Origin of the sequence: Phytohabitans kaempferiae (assembly GCF_042433955.1) — a bacterium.
GTDB lineage: Bacteria > Actinomycetota > Actinomycetes > Mycobacteriales > Micromonosporaceae > Phytohabitans > Phytohabitans kaempferiae.
Window position 1 is genome coordinate 81,402 of the sequence record NZ_JBHLUH010000041.1, and the last position, 23,174, is coordinate 104,575.

The following is a 23,174-nucleotide window of genomic DNA, read 5'->3' on the forward strand; positions in this document are numbered from 1 at the left end:
TCAGCCTTGGGACGGAGCCGAGCCCGGCACGACGAGCCCGGACTCGTACGCGAGGACCACCGCCTGCACGCGGTCGCGCAGGCCGAGCTTGGTCAGCAGGTTGCTCACGTGGGTCTTGACGGTGTGCTCGGTCACGAACATCTCGGCGGCGATCTCGGCATTGGAGAGGCCGCGGGCGACCAGGCGCAGCGTGTCGGTCTCGCGCGCGGTCAACGCGGCCAGCCGCCCCTCGGGGCGCCGGCCGGCCGGTGCGGCCCGCCCTCGGTCGACCATCTCGGCGATCAGCCGGCGCGTGACCGTCGGCGCGAGCAGCGCCTCGCCAGACGCGATCGTGCGCACCGCGGAGACGAGCTCGTCGCGGCGCATGTCTTTGAGCAGGAAGCCGCTCGCGCCGGCGTGCAGCGCGTCGTAGACGTACTCGTCGACGTCGAACGTGGTGAGCACCAGCACGCGCGCGTCGGTCTCGGCGGAGATGCGGGCGGTGGCGCCGATGCCGTCGAGCTTGGGCATGCGGACATCCATCAGGACGACGTCGGGGCGCAGCGTCAGAGCCGCGCTGACGGCCTCTTCGCCGTCGCCGGCCTCCCCAACCACCGTGATGTCGGGTTGGGCGTCCAGAATGACGCTGAAGCCGTCGCGCACCAACGCCTGGTCGTCGACGACGAGCACCCGCAGCGGGTCAGCCATCGCCTACCGCACTCCCTCGTCCGCTCGCTCGTGCGGCACTGGAGGTGGCGTCGTGCCGTGCGGCTCCCCGACCTCGACCGGCATCGTGGCGGTGACCTGGAAGCCGGTGCCCCCCGGACCGGGGCCGGCGCGCAGTGCGCCGCCGACGGCGGCGACCCGCTCGCGCATGCCCACGATGCCGTGCCCACCTCCGTTGCCGTCGCCGCTCGACGGACCCCGCCCATCGTCGCGCACCTCGACGCCGAGCTGGTCAGCGGCCCAGTCGAGCCGGATCCAGACCCGCTTGGCGGCGGCGTGGCGGACGACGTTGGTCAGGGACTCCTGGACCACGCGGTAGGCGGTCAGGCCAAGCTCCGGCGGGAGGGGCCGCTTGTCGCCGCGCTCCTCGACCGCGACGGCCAGACCAGCCTCGCGGGCCCGATCGGCGAGAGCCGTCAGGCCGTCCAGATCGGGCTGTGGCGCGCGGCTGCCCGCCTCGCCGCGCAGGATGCCGAGCGTGCGGCGCAACTGGGTGAGCGCCTCGCGGGCGGTCTGCCCGATCGTGTCGAAGACCCGCTCGGCGCGCGCCGGATCGGACCGCACGAGCACAGGCCCGGCCTCGGCCTGCACGGCGATGAGGCTGATCGAGTGGGCCAGGATGTCGTGCATGTCGCGGGCGATCCGCTCCCGCTCGCGGGCCGCGGCCGCCTCACGCTCCTCGGCGTGCCGCCGGTTGCGCTCCTCGAGCAGCGCGATGCGGACGTGGCGGGCGCGGGCGCCGGTGCCCAACGAGTAGGCCCCGATGAAGAGCAGCCCGACGATCGGCAACTGCACGAGCTTGTCCGGATGCCCGATGAACGAGAACCCGACGCCGGCCACCGTGCCGACCACGCCAGCCGTGCGGGCGAGCGGGCCGCTGAACGCGGCGACCGTGTACGTCGCGACAAGCTGGCCGTAGGGCGGGTCGTTGAGCCCGTAGCGGATCGTGAACACGACGGTGGCGACCCCGCACACACACATGACCGGCAGGGGCCATCGGCGCCGCCAGACGAGCGGGATCGTCGCGATGGCGGCCAGCACCAGCGGGAGCGGCCGAGCCTCCTCGTGGCCACTGACGGAGACGGCCAGGAGCCCGTAGCACAGCAGCGCGACGCCGGCGTCGATGACGCGCGCCGGCACCGCCGCCGTGCGGTCGCGTAGCGTCTCCAGCCACCTCACGCGCTCGCTCACGGTCGCAGTATCACCCGCGCCGGCGACCCTCCGCCTCCCTCCCAGGAGCGAGGCCCGGGTATCCCCGCTGGGGGATCCGCTCAGACGGTGAGCCGGTCGGCGCCGGCCAGATGCGTACCGGCGAAGGCGAGCAGCCAGCCGGTGCCCTTGGGCGTGGCCCACGCCTTCGCGGAGCCCAGCCGGGACAGCCGGGCCAGCGCCGGCGGGATCACCTTGCCCTGGCTGCACACGACGACCGCTCCGTACTCGGTGGCCAGCGCGGCGAGCCGGGCGGCTGCTTCGGCCGCGACGTCGGCGGGCTCCTGCCCCGGCTTCGGCTCGTTGAACGCGGCGTCGACCTCGATCGGCAGGTCGAGCCGGGCGCCCACCGGCTCCACCGTCTCGATGCACCGGCGGACCGAGGCGGAGAGGATCCGCTCCGGCGCCACGGCGGCCAGCACCGGCGCGAGCGTCCGCGCCTGGGCCAGCCCGGCCGGGTCGAGCGGACGCGCGCCGTCCGGGCCGCGCCAGTCGCCCCGCTTGCCCGCCAGCGCGTGCCGTACGAGCGCGACCGCGGCGGTGATCCTCGGCAGGCTCGCGAAGTGGCGCAGCACGCGCGCGTCGTGGTCGTACGTGAGCAGGCGCTCTGCCGTGTTGGTGGAGACCCACCGGAGCCCGTCCACCTCGGCGTTGGGCCGGAAGCGCGTCGCCGACAGCATGCGCATCGACCAGTAGTCGACGACCTTCGGCTGCCCGTCGCGCCAGTACCGGATGGAGGGGAGGCGGACCTGGGGCTGGCCGGATACCCCGGTCTCCTCCGCCACCTCGCGCACGGCGGCGGCGAGGGGATGCTCACGGGCGTGGAGCTTGCCCTTGGGCAGCGACCAGTCGTCGTAGCGCGGCCGGTGCACGAGGCACACCTCGACGCCGCCGCGCACTCCGGGCCGCCAGACGACGCCGCCGGCGGCCCGGACCGTGCCTACGGCAGCCAATCTGTCATCCGGGGCTTCGTGGCCTTGCGCCAGGCTTCGGGGAAGTCGGCCCGCACGCCGCGGATCGCGGTGCGCTCGCGCTCGAAGAGCCGGCCCGCGGTCACCGCGAGGGTGTGGTCGTCCGGATCGGTGGCCGCGATGCCGAGCCACGTCTCGGCGGCGGTCGCCGCGTCCTGGTGCTCGCCGAGCAGATCCTGCACGCCGGCGAGGGCCTTGGCCAGCTCTGGCGCGGCGCCGCCGAGCACGCCCGCGACGGCCTCGACCGCGTACCGCGCGCGCTTGCCGTTGATCCGCACCGAGTGCCACTGCTCGTCCGGCGCGTACGGGTCGAGGTCGGCCGCGCCGTCGACGCCCTTCGCACCGAGCGCGAAGGTGCGCCACGGCCGGGACACCAGCCGGGGCAGCACGTCGAGCGCGCGCTCACGGGCGAGCGGCGTCAGGTGCGGCTCGCGGGACGCGGCGACGAGGCTGTCGACAAGCTTCGCGTACCGGTCGGAGCGCAGCCCTTCGTCGAGTGTGACCAGCGCCTCCTCGTGGCGGGCGGCGAGGTCGGCGTCGATCCGCGCGACGGCGGCCTCGTCGGGCGGGCTGAGCGGGTCGGCGGACGCCGTGCGGCGCAGCCGCGCGCGCAGCACCTCGGCGTCGCGGGCGCCGCCCAGAAGGCCGGCGACCCAGCCCAGCTCGTCGCGGAGCGGCTTGGCCCACGCGCGGTCGACCAGCGGGCCGAACGTCTTCAGGTCGCTGCGCAGGCGCCGGCAGCCGACCCGCATCTGGTGCACGGCGGTGTCGTTGTCGCCGACCGGGGCGCGCAGCCGCACCAGCGGGTCGTGCGTCAGGATCCGCTCGATGCCCTTGCGGATGGCGGCGGTGACCACCTCGTCGGCCTTTGGCTTGCGGGGCAGGTCGGTTGCGCGTACCAGGTCGGGCGGACTGGCCGCCGCGTCGCCGAGCGCGCGCACGTGCTTGGGCGTGAAGCCGCCCGCCACCGCGCCGGCCTCGCGCAGCACCACCTCCACCTTGTCGAGCAGCTTGCGGCCGCCGCCCTTGCGCTCCACCTCGATCTCGCGGAACCTCGACCGCACCTTGCGGTCTTCGAGCACCGAGACCGCGTCGTCGGCCAGCTCGGCGAGGAGCCGGCCGTCGGCGTCGCGCAGGTGGTACGCCCGGCGGATGGTGCGCACCACCGCGGCCGGTGCCAGCTCGGCGCCCCGCGAGTACGCGGTGACGAGCAAGACCAGCTCGGCCGGTGGCGTGCCGGGAGCGCCGCCGCGGGAGATCTCGTGCCGGACGCCGGGAGTCTCGGCGGGCAGCTTGACCGTCCACGGCTCGGCGTCGCCCTTGCGGTAGCGCAGCGAGACGCCGGCGCGGGCCAGGCGAAGGTCGGGGGCATCGAAGTAGGTGGCGGTGAGTGTGACCGGCGGCCGCTCCTCGACCTGCCCGTCGGAGGGCAGGCACGCGGTCAGGTCGGGCAGCGTGAAGCGCGGCTCCACCTCGTACTTGCGTTCCTCCTCCAGCATCCGATCAGCCTACTCAGTGCCCCGCGACTTGGGCGCTCCGAGAACGCGGCGCAACAGCGCCTCCTGGAGGTGGGTCTCGCCGTGGCGGCGGATCCAGGTGCCATCCGGTTGCAGCTCGAACGCCTCGCACTCGTCACTCATCGACTGCGAGATCACGTGGTCGAGCTCGGTGCGGGCGACCGGGTCGGCGACCTGCACCAGCGCCTCGACGCGGCGGTCGAGGTTGCGGTGCATGAGGTCGGCCGAGCCGATCCAGAACTCGGCGGAGCCGTTGTTGCCGAACCGGAAGATCCGCGAGTGCTCCAGGAAGCGGCCGAGGATCGAGCGGACCCGGATGTTCTCGGAGAGCCCCGGTACGCCCGGCCGCAGCATGCACATGCCCCGGATGATGAGGTCGACCCGCACACCGGCCTGCGAGGCCCGGTAGAGCGCGTCGGTGACCTCCTCGTCGACGAGCGAGTTCACCTTGATCTGTACGAGCCCTTGGCCGCCGAGGCGGGCGTGCTCGATCTCCCGCTCGATCCGCGCGATGATGCCGGCGCGCACGCCGTGCGGTGCGACCAGCAGCCGCCGGTACGCGGTCTGCCGGCTGTAACCGGTCAGCACGTTGAACAGGTCGGTGACGTCGGCGCCCACCTCCGGGTCGGCGGTGAGCATGCCGAAGTCCTCGTACAGCCGGGCGGTCTTGGGGTGGTAGTTGCCCGTGCCGATGTGGCAGTAGCGGCGGATCTGGTTGCCCTCCTGCCGCACGACGAGCGCGGTCTTGCAGTGTGTCTTGAGCCCCACCAGCCCGTACACCACGTGGCAGCCGGCCCGCTCCAGCGTTCGTGCCCAGCCGATGTTGGCCTGCTCGTCGAAGCGGGCCTTGACCTCGACCAGCACCACGACCTGCTTGCCCGCGTCGGCCGCCTCCACGAGGGCGTCGACGATGGGGGAGTCGCCGCTGGTGCGGTAGAGCGTCTGCTTGATGGCCAGCACGTTGGGATCGGCCGCGGCCTGCTCGATGAAGCGCTGCACGCTGGTCGAGAAGGAATGGTAGGGGTGGTGCACGAGCACGTCGCCGTCGCGCAGCGTGGCGAAGACGCTCCGCGGCACCTCGCCCTCGGCGAAGCGGGGATGGGTCGCCGGCACGAACGGGCGGTCCTTGAGCCCGGGGCGGTCGACCGCCTCGTACACCTGCCAGAGCGCGGAGAGGTCGAGCAGCCCCGGCACCTCGATGACGTCGTGGCTGTCCATGTCGAGCTCGTGCACGAGCGTGTCGAGCATCTCCTCGGAGATGGTGGAGGCGACCTCGAGCCGCACCGGAGGGCCGAAGCGGCGCTGCGCCAGCTCCCGCTCCAGCGCCTGGAGGAGGTCCTCGTCGCGGTCTTCGTCGACCTCGAGGTCGGCGTTGCGCGTGACCCGGAAGAGATGGCACTCGACCACCTGCATACCGGAGAAGAGCTGGCCGAGCTGCGTGGAGATGAGTTCCTCCAGCGGGAGGAAGCGGGCGACCCGGCCGGTGTTCTCCACCACCACGAAGCGGGGCACGTTGTTGGGCACCTTGACCCGGGCGAACAGCTCCGGCCCGCCGTCGGGGTCGCGCACCGTCACGGCCAGGTTGAGCGAGCGGCTGGAGATGTACGGAAACGGGTGCGCCACGTCGACCGCGAGCGGGGTGAGCACCGGGAAGATGACCTCCCGGAAGTAGGTGCGGAGCCGCTGGCGCTCCTCGCCGTCGAGGTCAGACCAGCCGACCAGCTGGATCCCCTCGGCGGCGAGCTTGGGCTGCACCTCGTCGGCGAAGCAGTGGGCGTGCCGGGCGATCAGCTCGCTGGTCTTCTCCGCGATCAGCTCCAGCTGCGTGCGGAGCGGGATCTGGTCGCCGCCGCGCACCGGCAGGCCGGCCTGGAGCCGCCGCTTCAGCCCGGCGACCCGGACCATGTAGAACTCGTCGAGGTTGCTCGCGAAGATCGCCAGGAACTTCGCCCGCTCCAGCAGCGGCGTGTCCGGGTCTTCGGCGAGGGCGAGGACCCGGGCGTTGAAGTCCAACCAGGACAGTTCGCGGTTGAGGAAGCGATCTTCGGGCAGCGGGTCGGCCATCGGGGTTGGACGCTCGTCGGGGGGCGGGCGGTCGGTGCCGTCGCTGCTGGCCTCCGGCCGCTCGGGCGTCCGGGAGGGCTCCGGAGCCACCTTCGTGAAGCGACCGTCCGGGCCACGCGACGGGACCGAGGCGACGACATCGCCGGCGGCCCGGCGCTGCTGAGGGGGGTGTCCGGGATGCGTCTCACTCACCGATCAATCATCACCCGACCTCGGTTAACGCGAGATGAATTCGCTCACGGTTGATCAGCCAAACGTCGGCAACGTTATGCGCGTCACCTGGCCGGAGTCATCTTGCTCGATGCGTACGCGCTGGCCAAGCCGCAGCAGCCGGAGGCCCGACGCGGCGAATGCCTCCGCCGGGTAGGTGATCTCGGTGCCATCGTCGAGCAGGAGAGTGCCCGAGTGGGTATCCGGGTCGTACGTGGCGACGGTGCCCTGCATGCGTACAGCCTAGGTGGAGCCGGTCACGCGATCCGGTGCAGCAGCTTCCGTAGTGGCTACTATTTTCGTAGCGGCCTAGTCATTGGAGCGATCGTGATGCCCGACGTGGAGTTCGGCTACTTCCTCATCCCCGACGCGAGCGACCCCCAGGGCACCGTCGGGCTGGCCAAGTTCGCCGACGAGCTGGGGCTCGACCTGCTCGGCGTGCAGGACCATCCGTACCAGCCGCGGTTTCTCGACACCTGGACGCTGCTGTCCCACCTCGCCGCGCGCACCGAGCGGATCCGGCTCTTCCCCGACGTCACCAGCCTGCCGCTGCGGCCGCCGGCGGTGCTCGCCCGGGCCGCGGCCAGCCTCGACATCCTCAGCGGCGGGCGGTTCGAGCTGGGCCTCGGCGCGGGCGCCTTCTGGGAGGCGATCGAGGCGATGGACGGCCCCCGGCGCGAGCCCCGCGAGGCGGTCGCCGCGCTGGCCGAGGCGATCGGGGTGATACGTGCACTATGGACGCCCGGCCGGGGCGCGCGCCTCGACGGCGAGCACTACCGGCTGCGCGGGGCCAAGCCCGGGCCGTTCCCGGTGCACGACATCGGCATCTGGGTCGGGGCGTACAAGCCGCGGATGCTGTCGCTGATCGGCCGGCTCGCCGACGGCTGGATCCCCTCGACGATGTACGTGCCGCCGGCCGAGCTGGCCAAGGCGTCCCGGATCATCGACGCGGCCGCGGAGGAGGCCGGGCGTGACCCGGCCGCGATCCGGCGCATCTACAACATCTCGGGCAGGTTCGGCGGGTCCGGGGGCGGCTTCCTCCAGGGCCCGCCGCGCGTCTGGGCCGAGCAGCTCACCGAGCTGGCGCTGGCCGACAAGGTGAGCGGCTTTGTGCTGGCCACGGGCGACGACACGCGTGGTGAGCTGCGGCGCTTCGCCGAGGAGGTGGCCCCGGCGGTGCGCGCGGCGGTGCCGTCCGACCCGCCCGGCGATCCGCCCGGCGGGGCCGGAAGCGAGCCGGCGCGCGAGCGCATCTCGGTCATCGACGACGCCAGCCGGCCGCGCCTGCCCAAGCGGCCCGGCGGTGCGAGCGCGTCGGGCCGGGGGCACGGCCAGGACCTCGTCCGCGTACACGAGCACCTGCGCCAGGAGTTGGCCGGGCTGCGTGACGCGATTGCCCAGGTCGCGGCCGGTGAGCTGGACCCGGGCGTGGCCCGCTCGGTGCTCAACCGGCTCACCATGCGGCAGAACTACCTGTCGATCGGGGCGTTTTGCGCCTCGTACTGCCGGGTCGTCACGATGCACCACAGCATCGAGGACCAGGTGCTCTTCACCAGCCTCCGGGCCGCCGACGAGTCCCTGGCGCCGGTGCTCGACCGGCTCGCCGCCGAGCACGACGTGATCGCGGGGATCCTCGACCGGGTCGACAAGGAGCTCGTGGCGTACACCAACGACCCGACCCGCATCGGCGATCTGCGGCGGGAGGTCGACACGCTCGCGGACGGGCTGCTCTCCCACCTCGCCTACGAGGAGGAGCAGCTCGTCGAGCCGATGGGCCGGCTGGGTATCTGAGCGACCGCGGCGGAGTGCGGCCCGAGCCCCAGCCGGGCCGCACCGTCGAGGTCGGCGGCGGTGTCCACGTCACGGCGGAGGGTCGGCCAGTCGCCGGCGAGCGGCACCGCGCCGGAGCGGCGGTGTGCGGCGGCCGAGCCGGGGCCGAAGCGCGGGTCGAGTGGCGTGCCCGCCGGGGCGGTGAGCAGGACCGTGCCGGTGCCGGGCGCGTCCGCGACGAAGCAGCGCCGCGCGCCGGCCGCCGTACGCAGCGCCGCGGAGAGGTCGGCCGGGCACAGTGCGGGCAGGTCGGCGGCGAGCGCGGCGACCGGGCGGTGGGCCAGCTGCGCGGCGCCGTACGCGAACGCGGGGTTGAGGCCGCCGCCCGGCACGTCCGGCACGACCCGCGCGCCAAGCTCGGCCAGCGCCCGCCCCACCACCGGATCGTCGGTGACGGCCAGCACCTCGGCCACCTCGGCGCAGGCCAGCGCGGCGGCGACGGTGTCCTGGGCGAGGGCCAGCGCCAGCCGCTCGTGCGGCACGCCGTCGAGCGTCCCCCGCAGCCGGCTCTTGGCCACGGCCAGCCGCTTGACCGGCAGCACCACCCCCCATGTCGGCTTCACGGGACAATCCTGCCAGCGTCCGGCCCGGATCGGCGCCGCCGGGGGCAGCCGGTACCCGCGCTGGCCGTACCCAGCTTCAGCAGGCATGATTTCGCTGCGGGCGTCCGGCGGAGGCGCCGTAGGGGTAGCCAGGAGAACGTATGAAGCGGCTGGGGCCATTGCGGCGGTTCGTGGTGATCCTGGTCAAGTCGGTGCTCACACCGATGACGAGGCGCACCTGGACCGGGCAGGAGCACATCCCCCGCACCGGCGGCGTGATCCTGACGGCCAACCACCTCTCGCACGCCGATCCACTGGTCATGGCCCACTTCGTCTACGACGCGGGGCGGTGGCCGCGCTTCCTCGGCAAGGCGAGCGTGTTCAAGGTGCCGGTGATCGGCAAGCTGATCCTGCGCGTGCAGCAGATCCCGGTCGAGCGGGGCAGCGTCGACGCGGCCAAGTCGCTGGAGGCGCTCACCGCGGCGATCGAAGGCGGCGGCGCCGTGATCATCTACCCCGAGGGCACGACCACGCGCGAGCCCGACCTGTGGCCGATGCGGGGCAAGACCGGCGCCGCCCGGCTGGCGCTCGCGACCGGCGCCCCGGTGGTCCCGATCGCCATGTGGGGCCCGCAGCGGTTCTACGACACGCGTACCAAGAAGGTGGGCCTCCGCCCGCGCACGCCGATCGCCATCGCCGCCGGCCCGCCGGTCGACCTTTCCCGCTGGGCCGGCGCCGAGCCCACCAGGGCCACGCTCGACGAGATGACCGACGAGATCATGCTCCGCGTACGCGACCTGCTCGCCGGCATCCGCGGCGAGACCCCGCCGCCGCTGTGGGCGCCGGCCAAGGGGGAGAAGGCATGACGTCCGCCGCGGTGCTCGGCGCGGGCTCCTGGGGTACGGCGTTCGCGAAGGTCCTCGCCGACGCCGGCACCGACGTCACGATCTGGGCCCGGCGCGAGCCCGTGGCGGCGGCCATCCGGGAGTACGGCACCAATCCCGACTACCTCCCCGCGGTGCGGCTGCCCGAGCGGGTCACCGCCACCTCCGACGCGGGCAAGGCGATCGCCGGCGCCGATCTGGTGGTGCTGGCCGTACCCTCGCAGACCCTGCGTGGCAACCTGGCCGACTGGACCGGCTTCCTGGCGCCCGACGCGACGCTGGTCTCGCTCATGAAGGGCATCGAGCTGGGCACCACCAAGCGGATGAGCGAGGTGATCGTGGAGACCGCCGGCGTGCCCGCCGACCGCGTGGTCGTGGTCTCCGGGCCCAACCTGGCCGCCGAGATCGCCGCCGAGCAGCCGGCCGCCACGGTGGTCGCCTGCACCGACGGGACCCGGGCGACGCAGGTGCAGCGGGCGGTCACCACGCCCTACTTCCGGCCGTACACCAATGACGACGTGGTCGGCTGCGAGCTGGGCGGCGCGGTGAAGAACGTGATCGCCCTCGCGTACGGCATCGCCACCGCCATGCGCCTCGGCGACAACACCAAGGCGTCGCTCATCACCCGCGGGCTGGCCGAGACGGCCCGGCTGGGCGTGGCGCTCGGCGCCGACCCGCTCACCTTCGCCGGCCTCGCGGGGCTGGGCGACCTGGTGGCCACGTGCTCGTCGCCGCTGTCCCGCAACCGTACGTTCGGGGAGCACCTGGGGCGGGGCGAGACGCTGGAGCAGGCGCAGGCGGCGACCCGGCAGACCGCCGAGGGCGTGAAGAGCTGCCTGGCGCTCCGCGACCTGGCCCGTACGCACGGTGTGGACATGCCGATCACCGAGCAGGTGGAGTTAGTCTGCCACGAGGGAGTCAACCCGCGCAGCGCGCTGATCGCGCTGATGAGCCGGGAGACGAAGCCCGAGTGACCGGCGGCGAGTACGGCGACGGCACGCGTTCCGTCCACGCTGGACTGCCGGCGCCCGAGCCGGGGCAGCCGTTCCTGCCCGGTCCGGTCTTCGCGGCGCCGTACCACCTGGATCCCGTGACCGGCCCGGCCCGCGACGGGTACGGCCGACCCGACAACCCCACGCGCCGGCTGCTGGAGGCGGCCATCGGCGAGTTGGAGGGCGGCGAGGCGCGCGCCTTCGCAAGCGGGCAGGCGGCCATCACCGCGGTGCTGATGGCGGTGCTGCGCCCCGGCGACACGGTGGTGCTCCCGTCCGACGGCTACTACACGGTGCGCTCCTTCGCCGCCTCCACACTGGACCAGCTAGGCGTACGAGTGTCCTATGTGCCCACCGCCGGCCCGCACCCCTCCTTCGACGGGGTACGCCTCGTGCTGCTGGAGACGCCCGCCAACCCCGGGCTCGACGTCTGCGACGTGGCGGCGCTGTCGGTCGCGGCCCACGCCGCCGGCGCCCTGGTCGCGGTGGACAACACCACCGCCACGCCACTCGGCCAGCGCCCGCTCGACCTCGGCGCCGACTTCTCGGTCGCCTCCGGTACGAAGGCGCTGACCGGCCACTCCGACCTGTTGCTGGGATACGCCGCCACGCGCGATGCCGGCCTGCTGGAGCGCGTCACCACCTGGCGTACGCAGACCGGGGGCGTCCCGGGCGCCTTCGACGCGTGGCTGGCGCACCGCTCGATGGCCACTTTGGACCTGCGCCTGGCCCGGCAGTCGGCCAACGCCGCGGCCGTCGCGATGGCGCTCGCCGCGCGCTCCGATGTGGAGCACGTGCGCTGGCCCGGTCTGCCCGACGATCCGTCCTATGTGGTCGCCGAGCGCCAGATGCGGCGGATCCCCGGTCTCGTCTCGGTCGACCTCGGCTCGGCCGAGCGCGTGACGGCGTTTCTGCGGGCGTCGAAGCTGGTCTTCGCCGCCACCTCCTTCGGCGGGCTGCACACGAGCGCCGACCGCCGGGCCCAGTGGGGAGACAGCACGCCCGAGGGCTTTATCCGCATCTCATGCGGCGTCGAGGACACCGCCGACCTGGTGGCCGACATCACTGCCGCCCTCGACGCCGCCGCCTGATCCGGCTCAGCCGGGGCCGCCACGCTCAGGCGGCCCGGTGCATCGCGTCGAGCACGTGCCGGCGCAGGTCTTCGAGGCTGAGCCCGGCGTTGGTGAGCACCATGGCGGCCAGCCCTTCGCCCTCGCGGATCAGGCCGAGCAGGATGTGCTCCGAGCCGATGTGCCGGTGCTTGAGGTGCAGCGCCTCGCGGAGCGCGAGCTCCAGCACCTTCTTCGCGCGCGGGGTGAAGGGGATGTGCCCCGGGGGCGGCGCGGGCACGGCCTGCGCGCGGCGGAAGACCCCGCGCCGGCGCGGCGGCCACACCGGTGGCGGCTCCAGAGCGCCCTCGCCGAAGGTCTCCTCGACCTTCTCTCGGACGGCTTCGAGGTCGATGCCGATCGCCCGCAGCGCCTCCGCGTCGGCCGCGCCGAGCGGCTCGCGCCGGCTGCCCACCGCGGCCTGGACGTCGGCCCGCACCTGCTCGGGGAAGACCCCGGCGTCGCGCAGGACCGCCGCGGCCATCCCGCCGTCGTCGGCCAGCAGGGCGAGCAGGATGTGCTCGGTGCCGATGTAGCGGTGGCGCAGCTCCCGCGCCTGGGTCTGGGCGCCCTTGACCACGTCTCTGGCCTGGTCGGTGAACCGCTCGAACATCACGCCTCCCGCCGTGCGCCCACCGGCCGCCGGCCGGCGTGCTTCTTGTGGACTGCCTGCCTGGTTACGTCGAGCGCGTCAGCTATCTCCTGCCATGACCAGCCCTGCCGCCGGGCGTTGTCGACCTGGAGCACCTCCAGGGTCTCCAGGAGGCGGCGCAGGGCCAGCAGGGCGCGCAGACCGACCCGGGGATCGGTGCTGCCGGCTGCCGCGGCGAGATCGGTTGCCTCACTCATGCTGTCAACCTACGTTGACAGGCTCACGTTTGTCAACCCAGGTTGACGTACTCGGCGAACGCACAGGTCGCGCACAGGGCGTCGTGGCATGAGTTCCCTACGCTTTCCCCCATGAGGCGTCACCTGAAGGGCCTGCTCTACTCGTACCTGGCGGCGAAGCTGGGCCGCATCCTGCATCGGCACGGCCACGGGCGGGGCTACCACGGCCACGGATCCGGGCACTACGGCCACGGCTACGGATACGGTCCCGGCCACGGGCATCACGGATACCACGGGCACTACCGGTACAAGGGGCACTACCGCTTCAAGGGGCACTACCGGAAGAAGCGCCGCCGCTACTGGTGACGGCCGCTGAGCGTGGCGAGGCGCCCCGGCCAGGCGCGGTCCCGATAGCAGGCGTGCGCGGCGGCGAAGTCGAAGAGCCACTCCCGCTGCGCCTCGTTGTCGGGCACATGCAGGCCGCGGGCACTGGAGATCAGGCGGAGGGCGTCGGCCGGCTGGGCGCCGAGCGTGACGAGTGTCGCACCGGCGAGCAGCGTCGCTCGCCCGATCCCCGCGAAGCAGTGGGTGACGACAAACCGGCCGACCCGCACGTGCGCGGCCAGCCGGATGGCCAGCTCGGTCGCCGCCGGACCGGGCTCGGGCACGCCCCGGTCGGGGATCGGGAAGGGCAGGAAGGTGATGCCGGCCGCCTCCGCCGCCTCCCGCTCCTGCGTGAGGGCGAGGCGGTCGCACTCTTCGGAAGTCAGCGCGGAGACCAGCACGTCGACGTCGGCCTCGACCAGAGCGGACATCTGGTCTTCGAGCCAGTCGCCACCCCGGGGGTGTGACATCGTCGCCAGCCGCCCCGGCCCGTGCCATTCAATCACGTGGAGTGTCGGTCTCATGGACTCCTTGCTCCTTGAGCGCGAAAGGCGCCCACGCAGAGTAGGGTCACCCGCGTGAGCAGCCCACGGAAGACCCGCGTAGCCCTCGTCTTCGGCGGACGCAGCACCGAGCACGCCATCTCGTGCGTGAGTGCGGGCAGCATTATGGCCGCCCTCGACCCTGACGAGTTTGAGGTGATCCCGGTAGGGATCACCCGTGCCGGCCAGTGGGTGCTCACCGCCGGCGACCCGGCACAGCTGGCCATTGCCGACCGCCGGCTGCCGGAGATCACGCCCGAGACCGGTAAGGCGGTGGTGCTCCCCGCCGATCCCACCGCCCATGGTCTCATGGTGCTCGATCCCGCCGCAGGCCCACAGGCACTCGCCGACGTCGATGTCGTGTTTCCGGCACTGCACGGTGCGTACGGGGAGGACGGCACGATCCAGGGCATGCTGGAGATGGCGGGCATTCCGTACGTCGGGGCGAACGTCTTCGCCTCCGCCGCCGCCATGGACAAGGAGTTCACCAAGAAGCTGGCGGTCGCCGAGGGCATCCCGGTCGGGCCGTATGTGGTGCTCCGGGCCGGCGTCTCGCTCTCCGAGGCGGACAAGGAGCGGCTCGGCCTGCCGGTCTTCGTGAAGCCGTCCCGCGCCGGCTCGTCGTACGGCATCTCAAAGGTCTCCGACTGGGCCGAGCTCGACGCGGCGGTGACCGAGGCGCGGCAGATCGACCCCAAGGTGCTCGTCGAGGCTGCGATCGTCGGCCGGGAGATCGAGTGCGGCGTGCTGGAGGGGGAGACCGGCGGCGCGCCCGAGGCATCCCTGCTGGCCGAGGTGCGGGTCGTCGCCGGCCACGAGTTCTACGACTTCGAGGCGAAGTACCTCGACGACTCCTGCGAGTACGAGATCCCGGCTGGCCTGCCGCCGGAGGTGACCCGGCAGATCCAGGAGTACGCCTGCCGCACCTTCACCGCGATCGACGGCGCCGGGCTGGCCCGGGTCGACTTCTTCGTCACGCCCGAGTTCGACGTCTACCTCAACGAGATCAATACGATGCCGGGCTTCACGCCGACGTCGATGTTCCCCCGGATGTGGGCGGAGACCGGGCTGGAATACCCGAAACTGGTCAGCCGCCTCATCCGCACCGCGCTGCACCGCGGCCCCGGGCTGCACTGAGAGGATCAGTTCCAGAGACAGATCTGGGCTACCGCGACGTCCGCCGCGCTCCAGACCGCCGCTCCCGCGGCCTCACCCGCCGCGGTCCACGACCTCACCCGCCCCCGCCGGCGGCACGGCCCTGGAGGTCACGCGCTGCTGCCGGTCGCCGGGCTCGGCCTGGGGCTGACCGCCGGTCGACCAGCGCGCACGGCGAGGCCCACGGGCTTTAAGGGCCGCCGCAGCCGCTCGGGATCTCCTTGAGCGACGGCACGGTCGCGACGACGGTGTCGGAGAAGGCGATCGTCCACTGGCCCGGCTGGTCGTACTGCCGCGGCACCGTCACGCGCACCGGCACCTCGCGGTCGACGGTGGTCCACTCGGTGGCGTACGGGAGGTCGGCGGAGTGCCAGCAGACGCGGCTGAGCGGATACACGAGGTCGGTCAGGGGTATCTCCGGCATCGGCACGCCGCAGGAGACCGTGATGGCCGGGTCGCCGTAGGCGGCGTTCTGCTCGGCGCCCTCGGTGACCGGGCGCTGTGCCAGCTCACGCACGGAGGCGGGCAGGCGGGCCAGCAGCGCGCGGCAGACGATCGCGGCACGCTCGGAGAGCGCCGGTGCGGCCATCTCCACCGGCGAGGTCGACTGGGGGCGAGGCGCGGTGGGGCTGGGCTCGGCGGCGGCCGAGGGCTCGTCGGGCCGCGTGACGAGGATGGCGACGACCGCCATGACGAGGGTCAGCGGCACGGCGACGACGGTCGCCCACAGTGCCGCCTGGCGGTTGGTGCGGTCCATTTACAGGTGCACCACCGAGCAGGTGAGGGTGCGTGTGATGCCGGGCACCATCTGCACCTTGCTGACGATCATCTTGCCCAGCTCGTCAACCGTGTGCGCTTCGGTGAGGACCACCACATCGTACGGCCCCGTGACGGCGTCGACCCGTACCACTCCGGAGACATCCTTGATCGCCGCGGCCACGTCACGCGCCTTTCCGACCTCGGTCTGGATGAGGATGTACGCCTGGACCACGATCCGCCTCCTCTCCGCCGCAGCCAGCGGCTCGACCGTGAAACTACCGTACGGAGCGGAACGGGATCGTCGACGGTGCGCAGGAGGCCCAGTGTGTGACCTATTTGGCGCCGCGGCGCCCGGACCGAACTGCCCCGCTGACGGCGTCCGTGCGCCGCACGAGCGAGCGAATCAGGAGAAACAGTGAGTGTGGCGAAAGCCGGTGAGTTCGGACTGATCGCCCGGGTCATCGCACGCCTGCCGGTCGGGTCGAGCGCGTTGCTCGGTCCGGGCGACGACGCGGCGGTGGTCAAGGCCGCCGACGGCCGGGTCGTCGCATCGACGGACGTTCTGGTGGAGGGGCGGCATTTCCGGCGCGACTGGTGTACCGCCAAGGACGTGGGCCACCGCGCCGCCGCCGCCAACCTCGCCGACATCGCCGCCATGGGCGCCACGCCGACCGCGCTGCTGGTCGCGCTCTGCGTACCCGCCAACCTCGACGCCCGCTGGGCCGAGGAGTTGGCCGACGGGCTGGGGGAGGAGGCCGCCCTCGTGGGCGCCAGCGTCGTGGGCGGCGACATGTCCGGCAGCACCACGCTCACGGTCGCGGTCACCGCGCTCGGCGACCTCCAGGGCCGGTCGCCCGTCGTGCGCACGGGGGCGCGGCCGGGAGACGTGGTCGCCATGTGCGGCCGAGTGGGGTACGCGGCCGCGGGCTACACGGTGCTGTCCCGCGGCTTCCGCACGCCCAAGGTGCTCGTCGACGCGTACCGGCGGCCCGAGGTGCAGTACGGCGCGGGGCCCGAGGCGGCCGACCTCGGCGCCACCGCCATGATCGACGTGTCCGACGGGCTCCTCGCCGACCTCGGCCACGTGGCCAAGGGCAGCGGGGTCGCGGTCGACCTGCGGCGGGACGCGTTCGAGGTGCCGCGGCAGATGCGCGACGCCGCGTACGCGCTGGGCGTCGACCCGTACACCTGGGTCCTCGCGGGCGGTGAGGACCACGCGCTGGCGGCCACCTTCCCGGAGGGCGTGGCGCTTCCACCGAGGTGGCGAGTGGTGGGCGCGGTGCGCGAGGGTACGGGCGTGACAGTGGACGGCAAGCCCTTCAATGGGCCCACCGGCTGGCAGCACTTCTGACCGTCGCGGAACACGGCGAGCGCGGCGGGGCAAGTACGGGCATGACGACGCCGACGTCTCCCGCGACAACGGATCCGGCCGATCTCGCGGGGGTCTTCGACCGGTACGCCAGGGAGTTGCTGCGCTACTGCACGCGCCGGGTAGGTGAGCAGGTCGCCGAGGATGTGGTGGCCGAGACCTTCCTCGTCGCGTACGAGCAGCGCCACCGCTACGACGCCGCGCGGGGCGAGGTGCTGCCGTGGCTGTACGGCATCGCCACCAACCTCCTGCGCCGCCACCGCCGCACCGAGATCCGCGCGCTCCGGGCGCTGGCCCACGCGGACGGGGGATCGCCGGTGGACGGGCCGGCACAGCGGGCCACCGAGCGCGTGGACGCCGCACGGGCGGTGGCGCGGCTCTCGGCCGTACTCGCGAAACTGCCGAGGCGGCAGCGCGACGTGCTGATGCTCTACGCGGTGGCCGAGCTGGAGTATGCGGAGATCGCCGCGGCGTTGCAGATCCCTCTCGGGTCGGTCCAGTCGGCCCTGCACCGTGCCCGCGCCAAGGTGCGGGCCGCCCTTGCCGAAGGAGACGCGCGATGAGCCGCGACGATTCAGACATCATCGCCGTGCGGGACCTCCCGCCCGGCCTGCCCGAGCCGACCGACGAGGCGGTCAGCCGCACCTGGCACCGCATCGCCGCCGCGCGCCGCCCGGCTCGCACGCGGCCCGGGTCCCGCGTCCTCGTACCGGTCCTCGCGGCGGCGGTGGTGGCCGGCCTCGCGGTGGGCGGGGCGGTGGTGTTCACGCCGGCAGACGCGCCGTGGGGCACCGCCGGACCGGGCGGTGGCAAGGTCCCCCGGCCCAACCTGGCGCCCGCGCCACCGGAGACAGTGGCGGCGCTCAACGCCCTGGCCGACGCCGCCGAAGACGGCCCGCCCGCCGCCGAGGCGCGGCCGGGTCAGTTGATCTACGTACGGCATGACGGCTGGGCGGCCAGCTTCCACGCGAGCGGCGGGAGGGACATCCAGCTCGGCGACGACCCGTTGCGGGACATGGGCCCGCGGGTCGACCCGTCGAAGAGCGCGGGGAGCCAGGACGGCTCGCTCGAGCCGCAGTTGCTGGAGTTGTGGTTCGAGGCGGAGGGCATGGTCATGCTCTCCGTCACCAACGGTGAGGCCACGCTCGACACCGACCCGGCCGGCGACCGGGACCGCCTGCGACTGCGCGGGCCGAGCATCCACCAGCCGACGCCCGCCTGGATCGCCGCCCTGCCCACCGACCCCGACCGGCTCCGCGCCCACCTGCGCGGGCTCGTCGGCGAGGGCGGCGCGTGGTCCACCGACCACGTGCTGTGGACCACGCTCCAGGCGTTCTACCTGCACTCCGACCTGCTGCTGTCGCCGGCTCAGCGGGCGGCGCTCCTGCGCTCGTACACCGGCCTGCATGGCATCACCTCCGCCGAGGTGACCGTGGACGGGCGGCGGCTGGTGGCCGTACGCCAGAGCGAGCAGCAGAGCGGCAACGAGATCCTTTTCGACCCGGCGACCGGCCAGGCCGTGGGGCGGCGGAGCGTGTCGCTCGACGCCGGCGTGGTGGTGCCGCCCGCCAGCGGCGCGCCCGCGCTGGACCCCAACGTGATCTACCAGGCGACGTGGACCCAGCGGGTCGTCGACCGGGTCGGCGACCGCTGAGATCCGCTGCTCGCCGGGGGCGATTGGCTCGGCGTGCGGGGGATCGGCTACCCTGGTCAGGTTGCCCGGATCGGGTCCGCTGGCGACATCGTGATCGACAATCCCAGGAGAGTTCCGTGGCTAGCGTGTGCGACGTCTGCGGCAAGGGGCCGGGCTTCGGCCACAACGTGCCGTGGTCCAAGAAGAAGACCAAGCGGCGCTGGGACCCCAACATCCAGACCGTCCGCACGCCGGCCGGCGGTGGCACCACCCGCAAGGTGCAGGCATGCACCTCGTGCATCAAGGCGGGCAAGGTCGTCCGCGCCTGAGGCGCATCCCAGACCAGACGCTTCCGTAGCCGCCGGATCCCGCGATCCGGCGGCTATGTCTGTCCGCCGGGGCGACTCTTTTGCCCCGGCTCGGGTCGCCGTCCGTCAGCGCCGCGCGGAGGGCGAACCGCCGCGAAACGCGCAGCCGACCGCCGGACGGGTCGCTGTGGCCGACATATCGGCGGTGGCCTCGGCACTTCGCGGCAGGTGTCGGTGGGCGACAGTAGGCTCATCGCGTGCTGGAGACGTTCGACGCGGAGGCGGTGCGCCGGTGGTGCGCGGCCGGGCTGGAGTCGTTGCGCCAGCACCAGCAGGAGATCGACCGGCTCAATGTCTATCCCGTGCCCGATGGTGACACCGGCACCAACCTCGTGCTCACCGTCGCCTCGGCACAGCAGGCCATCGCCAACGACGCGGTCAACGGGGGTGACCACAGCGGTGAGGTGCTGCGGCTGATGTCGCGCGGGGCACTGCTCGGCGCGCGGGGCAATTCCGGCGTGATCGTCTCCCAGTTGCTGCGCGGCATGGCCGACGCGCTGACCGGCGCGGGGAGCGTGCGCGGGCGGGCACTCGCCGGGGCCCTCGGTGAGGCGGCCGCGGCGGCGCGGGCGGCGGTGGCCAAGCCGGTGGAGGGCACGATCCTGACCGTGGCGTCGGCGGCGGCGGAGGAGGCGTCGGCGACCGGGTCCGACGAGCTTGACGTGGTGGCGCGGTCGGCGGCGGGGGCGGCGGCGCGCGCGTTGGCCCGCACGCCCGAGCAGTTGCCGGCGCTGGCCCGCGCGGGCGTGGTCGACGCCGGTGGCCGGGGGTTCTGCCTGCTGCTCGACGCGCTGGTCGCCGTCGTCACGGGGCAGGAGGTGGATCCCGCGCCGATCGCCGTCGTCCCCGGGCAAAAGGCGAGGTCCGCGCCGATCACCGTCCACCGCCCGGTCAGCGCCGTGCGGGAGAGTGGTTCCCCGGAGTACGGATACGAGGTGCAGTACCTGCTCGACGCCGACCCCGCCGCGGTGGAGCGGCTGAAGTCGACGCTGGCGGGGCTCGGCGACTCGCTGGTGGTGGTCGGCGACCCCCCTACGTGGAATGTCCACGTCCACGTCAACGACATCGGCGCCGCCATCGAGGCTGGTGTGGAGGCGGGGCGACCCCATCGCATCACGGTGACCCGCTTCGAAGACCAGGCGCCGCCGCTCGACCCAGACGGGCGGGGCGCGGTGGTGGTGGCCGCCGGGCCGGGGCTTGTCGAGCTCTTCGCGGGCGAGGGGGCGCGGGTCGTGGCGGGCAACCCCTCGACCGCCGAGCTTCTCGACGCCGTGCGGGCCACGCGGGCGGGGCGCGTGGTGGTGCTCCCCGACGATCCGGATACCCAGGCGGTGGCGGGGGCCGCGGCGCGCGAGGCGCAGGTGGAGGGCGTGCGCGTGAGTGTGGTCCCCACGCGCTCCCCGGTGCAGGCGCTGGCCGCGCTGGCCGTGCGCGACGCTGGGCGGGGCTTCGAAGACGACGTGATCGCGATGGCCGAGGCGGCGGGCGCGTGTCGATACGCCGAGGTCTGTTACGCCAGCCGCGAGGCGCTCACGATGGTCGGCCGCTGCCGACCGGGCGATGTGCTGGCGCTGGTCGAAGACGAGGTGCACCTGATCGGCACCGACCTGGCGCAGACCTGTCGCGACCTGCTCGACCGCATGCTCGGCGGGGGCGGCGAGCTTGCCACGCTGCTGCTCGGCGCCGACGCGCCCCCCGGCCTTGGCGACGACCTCAGCGAGCACCTCGCGCAGCGGTGGCCGTTTGTGGAGGTGCAGGTCTACGACGGCGGCCAGCCCACCTATCCGCTCCTGGTAGGCATCGAATGACTGCTCCCGCGACACCGTCCGGCCACGTCGATGTGGACACTCCGCTGACGAAGGTGCTCGGCGCCAACACAGCCAAGGCCCTCGCCAGCCACCTCGACCTGCACACCGCCGGCGATCTGCTCTACCACTTCCCCCGGCGCTACGACGAGCGGGGCGAGCACACCGACATCCGCTCGCTGGAGGTGGGCGAGGACGTCACGGTGATGGCCCAGGTGCGTGCCACCAACCGCCGCCGGATCCGGGGCGGTGCCGACGAGATGCTCGAGGTGACGGTCGGCGACGGGGCGGGCGGCGTGCTGATGCTCACCTACTTCGGGCGCCGGCAGGTGTGGCGGGAGAAGGAGCTGCGCCCCGGGCGGTGGGGGCTCTTCGCCGGCAAGGTGACCGAGTTTCGCGGCAAGCGGCAGCTCAATGGCGCGCAGTACGTACTGCTGTCCGACGAGGGCGAGGCGTCCGAGGAGATCGAGGAGTTCGCCGGCGCGCTGATCCCGGTCTACCCGGCGGCGGCGAAGGTGCCCACGTGGACTATCGCGCGGTGTGTGGGCGTGGTGCTGGAGATGGTGAGCCCGCCGGAAGACCCGCTGCCGGCCGGCGTGCGCGCGCAGGGCAACCTCGTCGGCATCGCTCAGGCGCTCCGCGAGATCCACCGCCCAACCTCGAAGGAGGAGCTGTACAAGGCGCGGCGGCGGCTCAAGTGGGACGAGGCATTCGCCGTGCAGCTGACGCTGGTGCAGCGCAAGCACCGGGCCGCGTCGTGGCCGGCCCGCCCCCGCGCCCGGCGCGATGACGGGCTGCTGGCCGCCTTCGACGCCACGCTGCCGTACGAGCTGACCGAGGGCCAGCAGACCGTCGGTGAGGAGATCGCCGGCGACCTCGGCACCGCCCACCCCATGCACCGGTTGTTGCAGGGCGAGGTGGGCTCGGGCAAGACGCTCGTGGCCGTACGCGCGATGCTTCAGGTGGTCGACACGGGCGGTCAGGCGGCCATGCTCGCGCCGACCGAGGTGCTAGCCGCCCAGCACTACCGGGGCATCGCCGACCTGCTCGGGCCGCTCGGCCGGGCCGGCGAGCTCGACTCTGCGCCCGACGCGACCAGGGTCACGCTGGTCACCGGCTCGCTCGGCGCGGCGGCCCGGCGCAAGGCGCTGGAGGAGATCGCCGGCGGGCACGCGGGCATCGTGGTGGGCACGCACGCCCTGCTGTACGAGGGGGTCGACTTCGCCGACCTCGGCCTGGTGGTGGTCGACGAGCAGCACCGCTTCGGCGTGGAGCAGCGCGACGCACTGCGCACCAAGGGCACACAGCCGCCGCACGTGCTGGTCATGACGGCCACGCCGATCCCGCGCACGGTGGCCATGACGGTGTATGGCGACCTTGAGGTGTCCACCCTCTCCCAGCTGCCGAAGGGGCGTTCGCCGATCGCCTCGCACGTGGTGCCCGCGGCGGAGAAGCCGGCCTTCCTGGAGCGCGCGTGGAAGCGGATCCGCGAGGAGGTGGCGGCGGGCCACCAGGCGTACGTGGTGTGCCCCCGGATCGGCGACACATCCGACGAGGACGCTTCGGCTGCGACCGACGACAACGGCAAGCGTCCCCCGGTGGCGGTGCTCGACGTGGCGCCGCTGCTCGCCGAGGGGCCGCTGCACGGGCTGCGCATCGGCGTACTGCACGGAAAGCTCGCCGCCGACGAGAAGGACGCGGTGATGCGGGCGTACGCGGGCGGCGAGATCGACGTGCTGGTCGCCACCACGGTGGTCGAGGTCGGCGTCAACGTGCCCAACGCGACGGTCATGGTGGTGCTCGACGCCGAGCGCTTCGGCGTCTCCCAGCTGCACCAGCTCCGCGGGCGCGTGGGGCGTGGCTCGGCGGCCGGGCTGTGCCTGCTGGTGACCGAGGCGCTGGAGGGCACGCCGGCCCGCGAGCGGCTCGACGCGGTTGCCTCCACGACCGATGGCTTCCGGCTCGCCGAGATCGACCTGGAGCAGCGCCGCGAGGGCGACGTGCTCGGCGCGACCCAGTCCGGCCGCCGCTCCCACCTGCGGCTGCTGTCGCTGCTGCGGGACGCCAAGCTGATCAACGAGGCCCGGGTCGAGGCGATCTCCCTGGTCCAGGAAGACCCGGAGCTGGAGCGCCATCCGGCGCTGGCGGCTTCGGTGGCCGCGCTGGTCGACGAGGAGCGCGCCGAATACCTCGAAAAGGGCTGAGGCCGCCTCCGAAACGCTGAGGCCGCCTCCGAAACGCTGAGGCCGCCTCCGAAACGCTGAGGCCGCCTCCGAAACGCTGAGGCCGCGCCCGGGA

At 73.2% G+C, this 23,174-nt stretch carries 23 protein-coding genes and 1 pseudogene; 12 read left to right on the forward strand and 12 right to left on the reverse strand.

Going from position 1 to position 23,174, the window contains the following annotated elements; genetic code table 11:
* The 6 genes from ACFFIA_RS20970 to ACFFIA_RS20995 form a co-directional block, all read right to left on the reverse strand.
* Positions 1 to 687 carry a response regulator gene (locus ACFFIA_RS20970; protein ID WP_377253241.1) on the reverse strand — a complete coding sequence of 229 codons (687 nt, stop codon included), beginning with the start codon at positions 685 to 687 and terminating at the stop codon, positions 1 to 3.
* 3 nt (positions 688 to 690) lie between these two features.
* Positions 691 to 1,896, reverse strand: a complete 1,206-nt coding sequence (locus ACFFIA_RS20975) for a sensor histidine kinase (protein ID WP_377253242.1) — start codon at positions 1,894 to 1,896, stop codon at positions 691 to 693.
* Positions 1,897 to 1,976: 80 nt separating this feature from the next.
* On the reverse strand, positions 1,977 to 2,867 hold the full coding sequence (locus tag ACFFIA_RS20980) for a bifunctional NUDIX hydrolase/histidine phosphatase family protein (RefSeq protein ID WP_377253243.1): 891 nt from the start codon (positions 2,865 to 2,867) through the stop codon (positions 1,977 to 1,979).
* The gene (locus ACFFIA_RS20985; protein ID WP_377253244.1) at positions 2,855 to 4,384 is read right to left on the reverse strand and encodes a CYTH and CHAD domain-containing protein; all 1,530 of its coding nucleotides are present in this window, start codon (positions 4,382 to 4,384) and stop codon (positions 2,855 to 2,857) included. The genes ACFFIA_RS20980 and ACFFIA_RS20985 overlap by 13 nt, the downstream gene beginning before the upstream one ends.
* A 9-nt stretch (positions 4,385 to 4,393) precedes the next feature.
* A complete protein-coding gene (locus tag ACFFIA_RS20990) occupies positions 4,394 to 6,556 on the reverse strand; it encodes an RNA degradosome polyphosphate kinase (RefSeq protein ID WP_377253393.1) in 2,163 nt (720 codons plus the stop codon).
* A 156-nt stretch (positions 6,557 to 6,712) separates the two neighbouring features.
* Positions 6,713 to 6,910, reverse strand: coding sequence for a cold-shock protein (locus tag ACFFIA_RS20995; protein WP_377253245.1), 198 nt, complete (start codon positions 6,908 to 6,910; stop codon positions 6,713 to 6,715).
* A 96-nt stretch (positions 6,911 to 7,006) separates the two neighbouring features.
* On the opposite strand from ACFFIA_RS20995, the gene ACFFIA_RS21000 reads away from it, so the two are divergent.
* Positions 7,007 to 8,467: an LLM class flavin-dependent oxidoreductase gene (locus ACFFIA_RS21000; protein WP_377253246.1), complete on the forward strand. Its 1,461-nt coding sequence runs from the start codon at positions 7,007 to 7,009 to the stop codon at positions 8,465 to 8,467.
* Here the strand turns inward: ACFFIA_RS21000 and cofC are convergent.
* On the reverse strand, positions 8,419 to 9,069 hold the full coding sequence (gene cofC, locus ACFFIA_RS21005) for a 2-phospho-L-lactate guanylyltransferase (RefSeq protein WP_377253248.1): 651 nt from the start codon (positions 9,067 to 9,069) through the stop codon (positions 8,419 to 8,421). The two genes, ACFFIA_RS21000 and cofC, sit on opposite strands and share 49 nt — an antisense overlap.
* Before the next feature lie 140 nt (positions 9,070 to 9,209).
* Here cofC and ACFFIA_RS21010 point away from each other — a divergent pair, with 140 nt between their 5' ends.
* The 3 genes from ACFFIA_RS21010 to ACFFIA_RS21020 are packed head-to-tail and all read left to right on the forward strand — an operon-like array spanning position 9,210 to position 12,015.
* Positions 9,210 to 9,914 (forward strand): lysophospholipid acyltransferase family protein, encoded by a 705-nt coding sequence (locus tag ACFFIA_RS21010; protein ID WP_377253249.1) that lies wholly within the window; start codon positions 9,210 to 9,212, stop codon positions 9,912 to 9,914.
* The gene (locus ACFFIA_RS21015; protein WP_377253250.1) at positions 9,911 to 10,906 is read left to right on the forward strand and encodes an NAD(P)H-dependent glycerol-3-phosphate dehydrogenase; all 996 of its coding nucleotides are present in this window, start codon (positions 9,911 to 9,913) and stop codon (positions 10,904 to 10,906) included. The genes ACFFIA_RS21010 and ACFFIA_RS21015 overlap by 4 nt, the downstream gene beginning before the upstream one ends.
* Positions 10,903 to 12,015, forward strand: a complete 1,113-nt coding sequence (locus tag ACFFIA_RS21020; protein ID WP_377253251.1) for a cystathionine gamma-lyase — start codon at positions 10,903 to 10,905, stop codon at positions 12,013 to 12,015. The genes ACFFIA_RS21015 and ACFFIA_RS21020 overlap by 4 nt, the downstream gene beginning before the upstream one ends.
* Before the next feature lie 40 nt (positions 12,016 to 12,055).
* Here the strand turns inward: ACFFIA_RS21020 and ACFFIA_RS21025 are convergent.
* Positions 12,056 to 12,646: pseudogene (locus ACFFIA_RS21025) on the reverse strand (Clp protease N-terminal domain-containing protein); the annotation flags it as partial.
* Positions 12,646 to 12,882 carry a helix-turn-helix domain-containing protein gene (locus tag ACFFIA_RS21030; protein WP_377253252.1) on the reverse strand — a complete coding sequence of 79 codons (237 nt, stop codon included), beginning with the start codon at positions 12,880 to 12,882 and terminating at the stop codon, positions 12,646 to 12,648. The pseudogene ACFFIA_RS21025 and the gene ACFFIA_RS21030, both read right to left, overlap by 1 nt.
* 111 nt (positions 12,883 to 12,993) lie before the next feature.
* On the opposite strand from ACFFIA_RS21030, the gene ACFFIA_RS21035 reads away from it, so the two are divergent.
* Positions 12,994 to 13,227 carry a hypothetical protein gene (locus tag ACFFIA_RS21035; RefSeq protein ID WP_377253253.1) on the forward strand — a complete coding sequence of 78 codons (234 nt, stop codon included), beginning with the start codon at positions 12,994 to 12,996 and terminating at the stop codon, positions 13,225 to 13,227.
* Here the strand turns inward: ACFFIA_RS21035 and ACFFIA_RS21040 are convergent.
* Entirely contained in the window at positions 13,218 to 13,769 is a 552-nt protein-coding gene (locus tag ACFFIA_RS21040) for a protein-tyrosine phosphatase family protein (RefSeq protein WP_377253255.1), read from the reverse strand. The two genes, ACFFIA_RS21035 and ACFFIA_RS21040, sit on opposite strands and share 10 nt — an antisense overlap.
* 54 nt (positions 13,770 to 13,823) lie before the next feature.
* On the opposite strand from ACFFIA_RS21040, the gene ACFFIA_RS21045 reads away from it, so the two are divergent.
* Positions 13,824 to 14,924 (forward strand): D-alanine--D-alanine ligase family protein, encoded by a 1,101-nt coding sequence (locus ACFFIA_RS21045; RefSeq protein WP_377253256.1) that lies wholly within the window; start codon positions 13,824 to 13,826, stop codon positions 14,922 to 14,924.
* A gap of 208 nt (positions 14,925 to 15,132) precedes the next feature.
* Here ACFFIA_RS21045 and ACFFIA_RS21050 read toward each other — a convergent pair whose 3' ends face one another.
* A complete protein-coding gene (locus tag ACFFIA_RS21050) occupies positions 15,133 to 15,699 on the reverse strand; it encodes a DUF3515 family protein (RefSeq protein ID WP_377253257.1) in 567 nt (188 codons plus the stop codon).
* The gene (locus ACFFIA_RS21055) at positions 15,700 to 15,933 is read right to left on the reverse strand and encodes an Lrp/AsnC ligand binding domain-containing protein (protein ID WP_377253258.1); all 234 of its coding nucleotides are present in this window, start codon (positions 15,931 to 15,933) and stop codon (positions 15,700 to 15,702) included.
* 183 nt (positions 15,934 to 16,116) lie between these two features.
* Here ACFFIA_RS21055 and ACFFIA_RS21060 point away from each other — a divergent pair, with 183 nt between their 5' ends.
* The 6 genes from ACFFIA_RS21060 (at position 16,117) to recG (ending at position 23,080) form a co-directional block, all read left to right on the forward strand.
* On the forward strand, positions 16,117 to 17,052 hold the full coding sequence (locus ACFFIA_RS21060; RefSeq protein ID WP_377253259.1) for a thiamine-phosphate kinase: 936 nt from the start codon (positions 16,117 to 16,119) through the stop codon (positions 17,050 to 17,052).
* Between the two features lie 41 nt (positions 17,053 to 17,093).
* A complete protein-coding gene (locus ACFFIA_RS21065) occupies positions 17,094 to 17,633 on the forward strand; it encodes an RNA polymerase sigma factor (protein ID WP_377253260.1) in 540 nt (179 codons plus the stop codon).
* Positions 17,630 to 18,724, forward strand: coding sequence for a CU044_5270 family protein (locus ACFFIA_RS21070; protein ID WP_377253262.1), 1,095 nt, complete (start codon positions 17,630 to 17,632; stop codon positions 18,722 to 18,724). The genes ACFFIA_RS21065 and ACFFIA_RS21070 overlap by 4 nt, the downstream gene beginning before the upstream one ends.
* Positions 18,725 to 18,840: 116 nt before the next feature.
* Positions 18,841 to 19,032 carry a 50S ribosomal protein L28 gene (gene rpmB, locus ACFFIA_RS21075; RefSeq protein ID WP_377253263.1) on the forward strand — a complete coding sequence of 64 codons (192 nt, stop codon included), beginning with the start codon at positions 18,841 to 18,843 and terminating at the stop codon, positions 19,030 to 19,032.
* Between the two features lie 236 nt (positions 19,033 to 19,268).
* On the forward strand, positions 19,269 to 20,879 hold the full coding sequence (locus ACFFIA_RS21080) for a fatty acid kinase ATP-binding subunit FakA (protein WP_377253264.1): 1,611 nt from the start codon (positions 19,269 to 19,271) through the stop codon (positions 20,877 to 20,879).
* Positions 20,876 to 23,080: an ATP-dependent DNA helicase RecG gene (gene recG / locus ACFFIA_RS21085; protein ID WP_377253266.1), complete on the forward strand. Its 2,205-nt coding sequence runs from the start codon at positions 20,876 to 20,878 to the stop codon at positions 23,078 to 23,080. The genes ACFFIA_RS21080 and recG overlap by 4 nt, the downstream gene beginning before the upstream one ends.
* Positions 23,081 to 23,174 lie beyond the last annotated feature (94 nt).

What these genes read in the sequence shown, in the direction of transcription:
- ACFFIA_RS21070 (WP_377253262.1), top strand. Translation starts at nt 17,630, where the DNA reads ATGAGCCGCGACGATTCAGACATCATCGCCGTGCGGGACCTCCCGCCC.
- ACFFIA_RS20985 (WP_377253244.1), bottom strand. Translation starts at nt 4,384, where the DNA reads ATGCTGGAGGAGGAACGCAAGTACGAGGTGGAGCCGCGCTTCACGCTG.
- ACFFIA_RS21040 (WP_377253255.1), bottom strand. Translation starts at nt 13,769, where the DNA reads ATGAGACCGACACTCCACGTGATTGAATGGCACGGGCCGGGGCGGCTG.
- ACFFIA_RS20995 (WP_377253245.1), bottom strand. Translation starts at nt 6,910, where the DNA reads ATGCAGGGCACCGTCGCCACGTACGACCCGGATACCCACTCGGGCACT.
- ACFFIA_RS20970 (WP_377253241.1), bottom strand. Translation starts at nt 687, where the DNA reads ATGGCTGACCCGCTGCGGGTGCTCGTCGTCGACGACCAGGCGTTGGTG.
- recG (WP_377253266.1), top strand. Translation starts at nt 20,876, where the DNA reads ATGACTGCTCCCGCGACACCGTCCGGCCACGTCGATGTGGACACTCCG.
- ACFFIA_RS21065 (WP_377253260.1), top strand. Translation starts at nt 17,094, where the DNA reads ATGACGACGCCGACGTCTCCCGCGACAACGGATCCGGCCGATCTCGCG.
- ACFFIA_RS21000 (WP_377253246.1), top strand. Translation starts at nt 7,007, where the DNA reads ATGCCCGACGTGGAGTTCGGCTACTTCCTCATCCCCGACGCGAGCGAC.
- ACFFIA_RS21030 (WP_377253252.1), bottom strand. Translation starts at nt 12,882, where the DNA reads ATGAGTGAGGCAACCGATCTCGCCGCGGCAGCCGGCAGCACCGATCCC.
- ACFFIA_RS21035 (WP_377253253.1), top strand. Translation starts at nt 12,994, where the DNA reads ATGAGGCGTCACCTGAAGGGCCTGCTCTACTCGTACCTGGCGGCGAAG.
- ACFFIA_RS21010 (WP_377253249.1), top strand. Translation starts at nt 9,210, where the DNA reads ATGAAGCGGCTGGGGCCATTGCGGCGGTTCGTGGTGATCCTGGTCAAG.
- ACFFIA_RS21015 (WP_377253250.1), top strand. Translation starts at nt 9,911, where the DNA reads ATGACGTCCGCCGCGGTGCTCGGCGCGGGCTCCTGGGGTACGGCGTTC.
- ACFFIA_RS21050 (WP_377253257.1), bottom strand. Translation starts at nt 15,699, where the DNA reads ATGGACCGCACCAACCGCCAGGCGGCACTGTGGGCGACCGTCGTCGCC.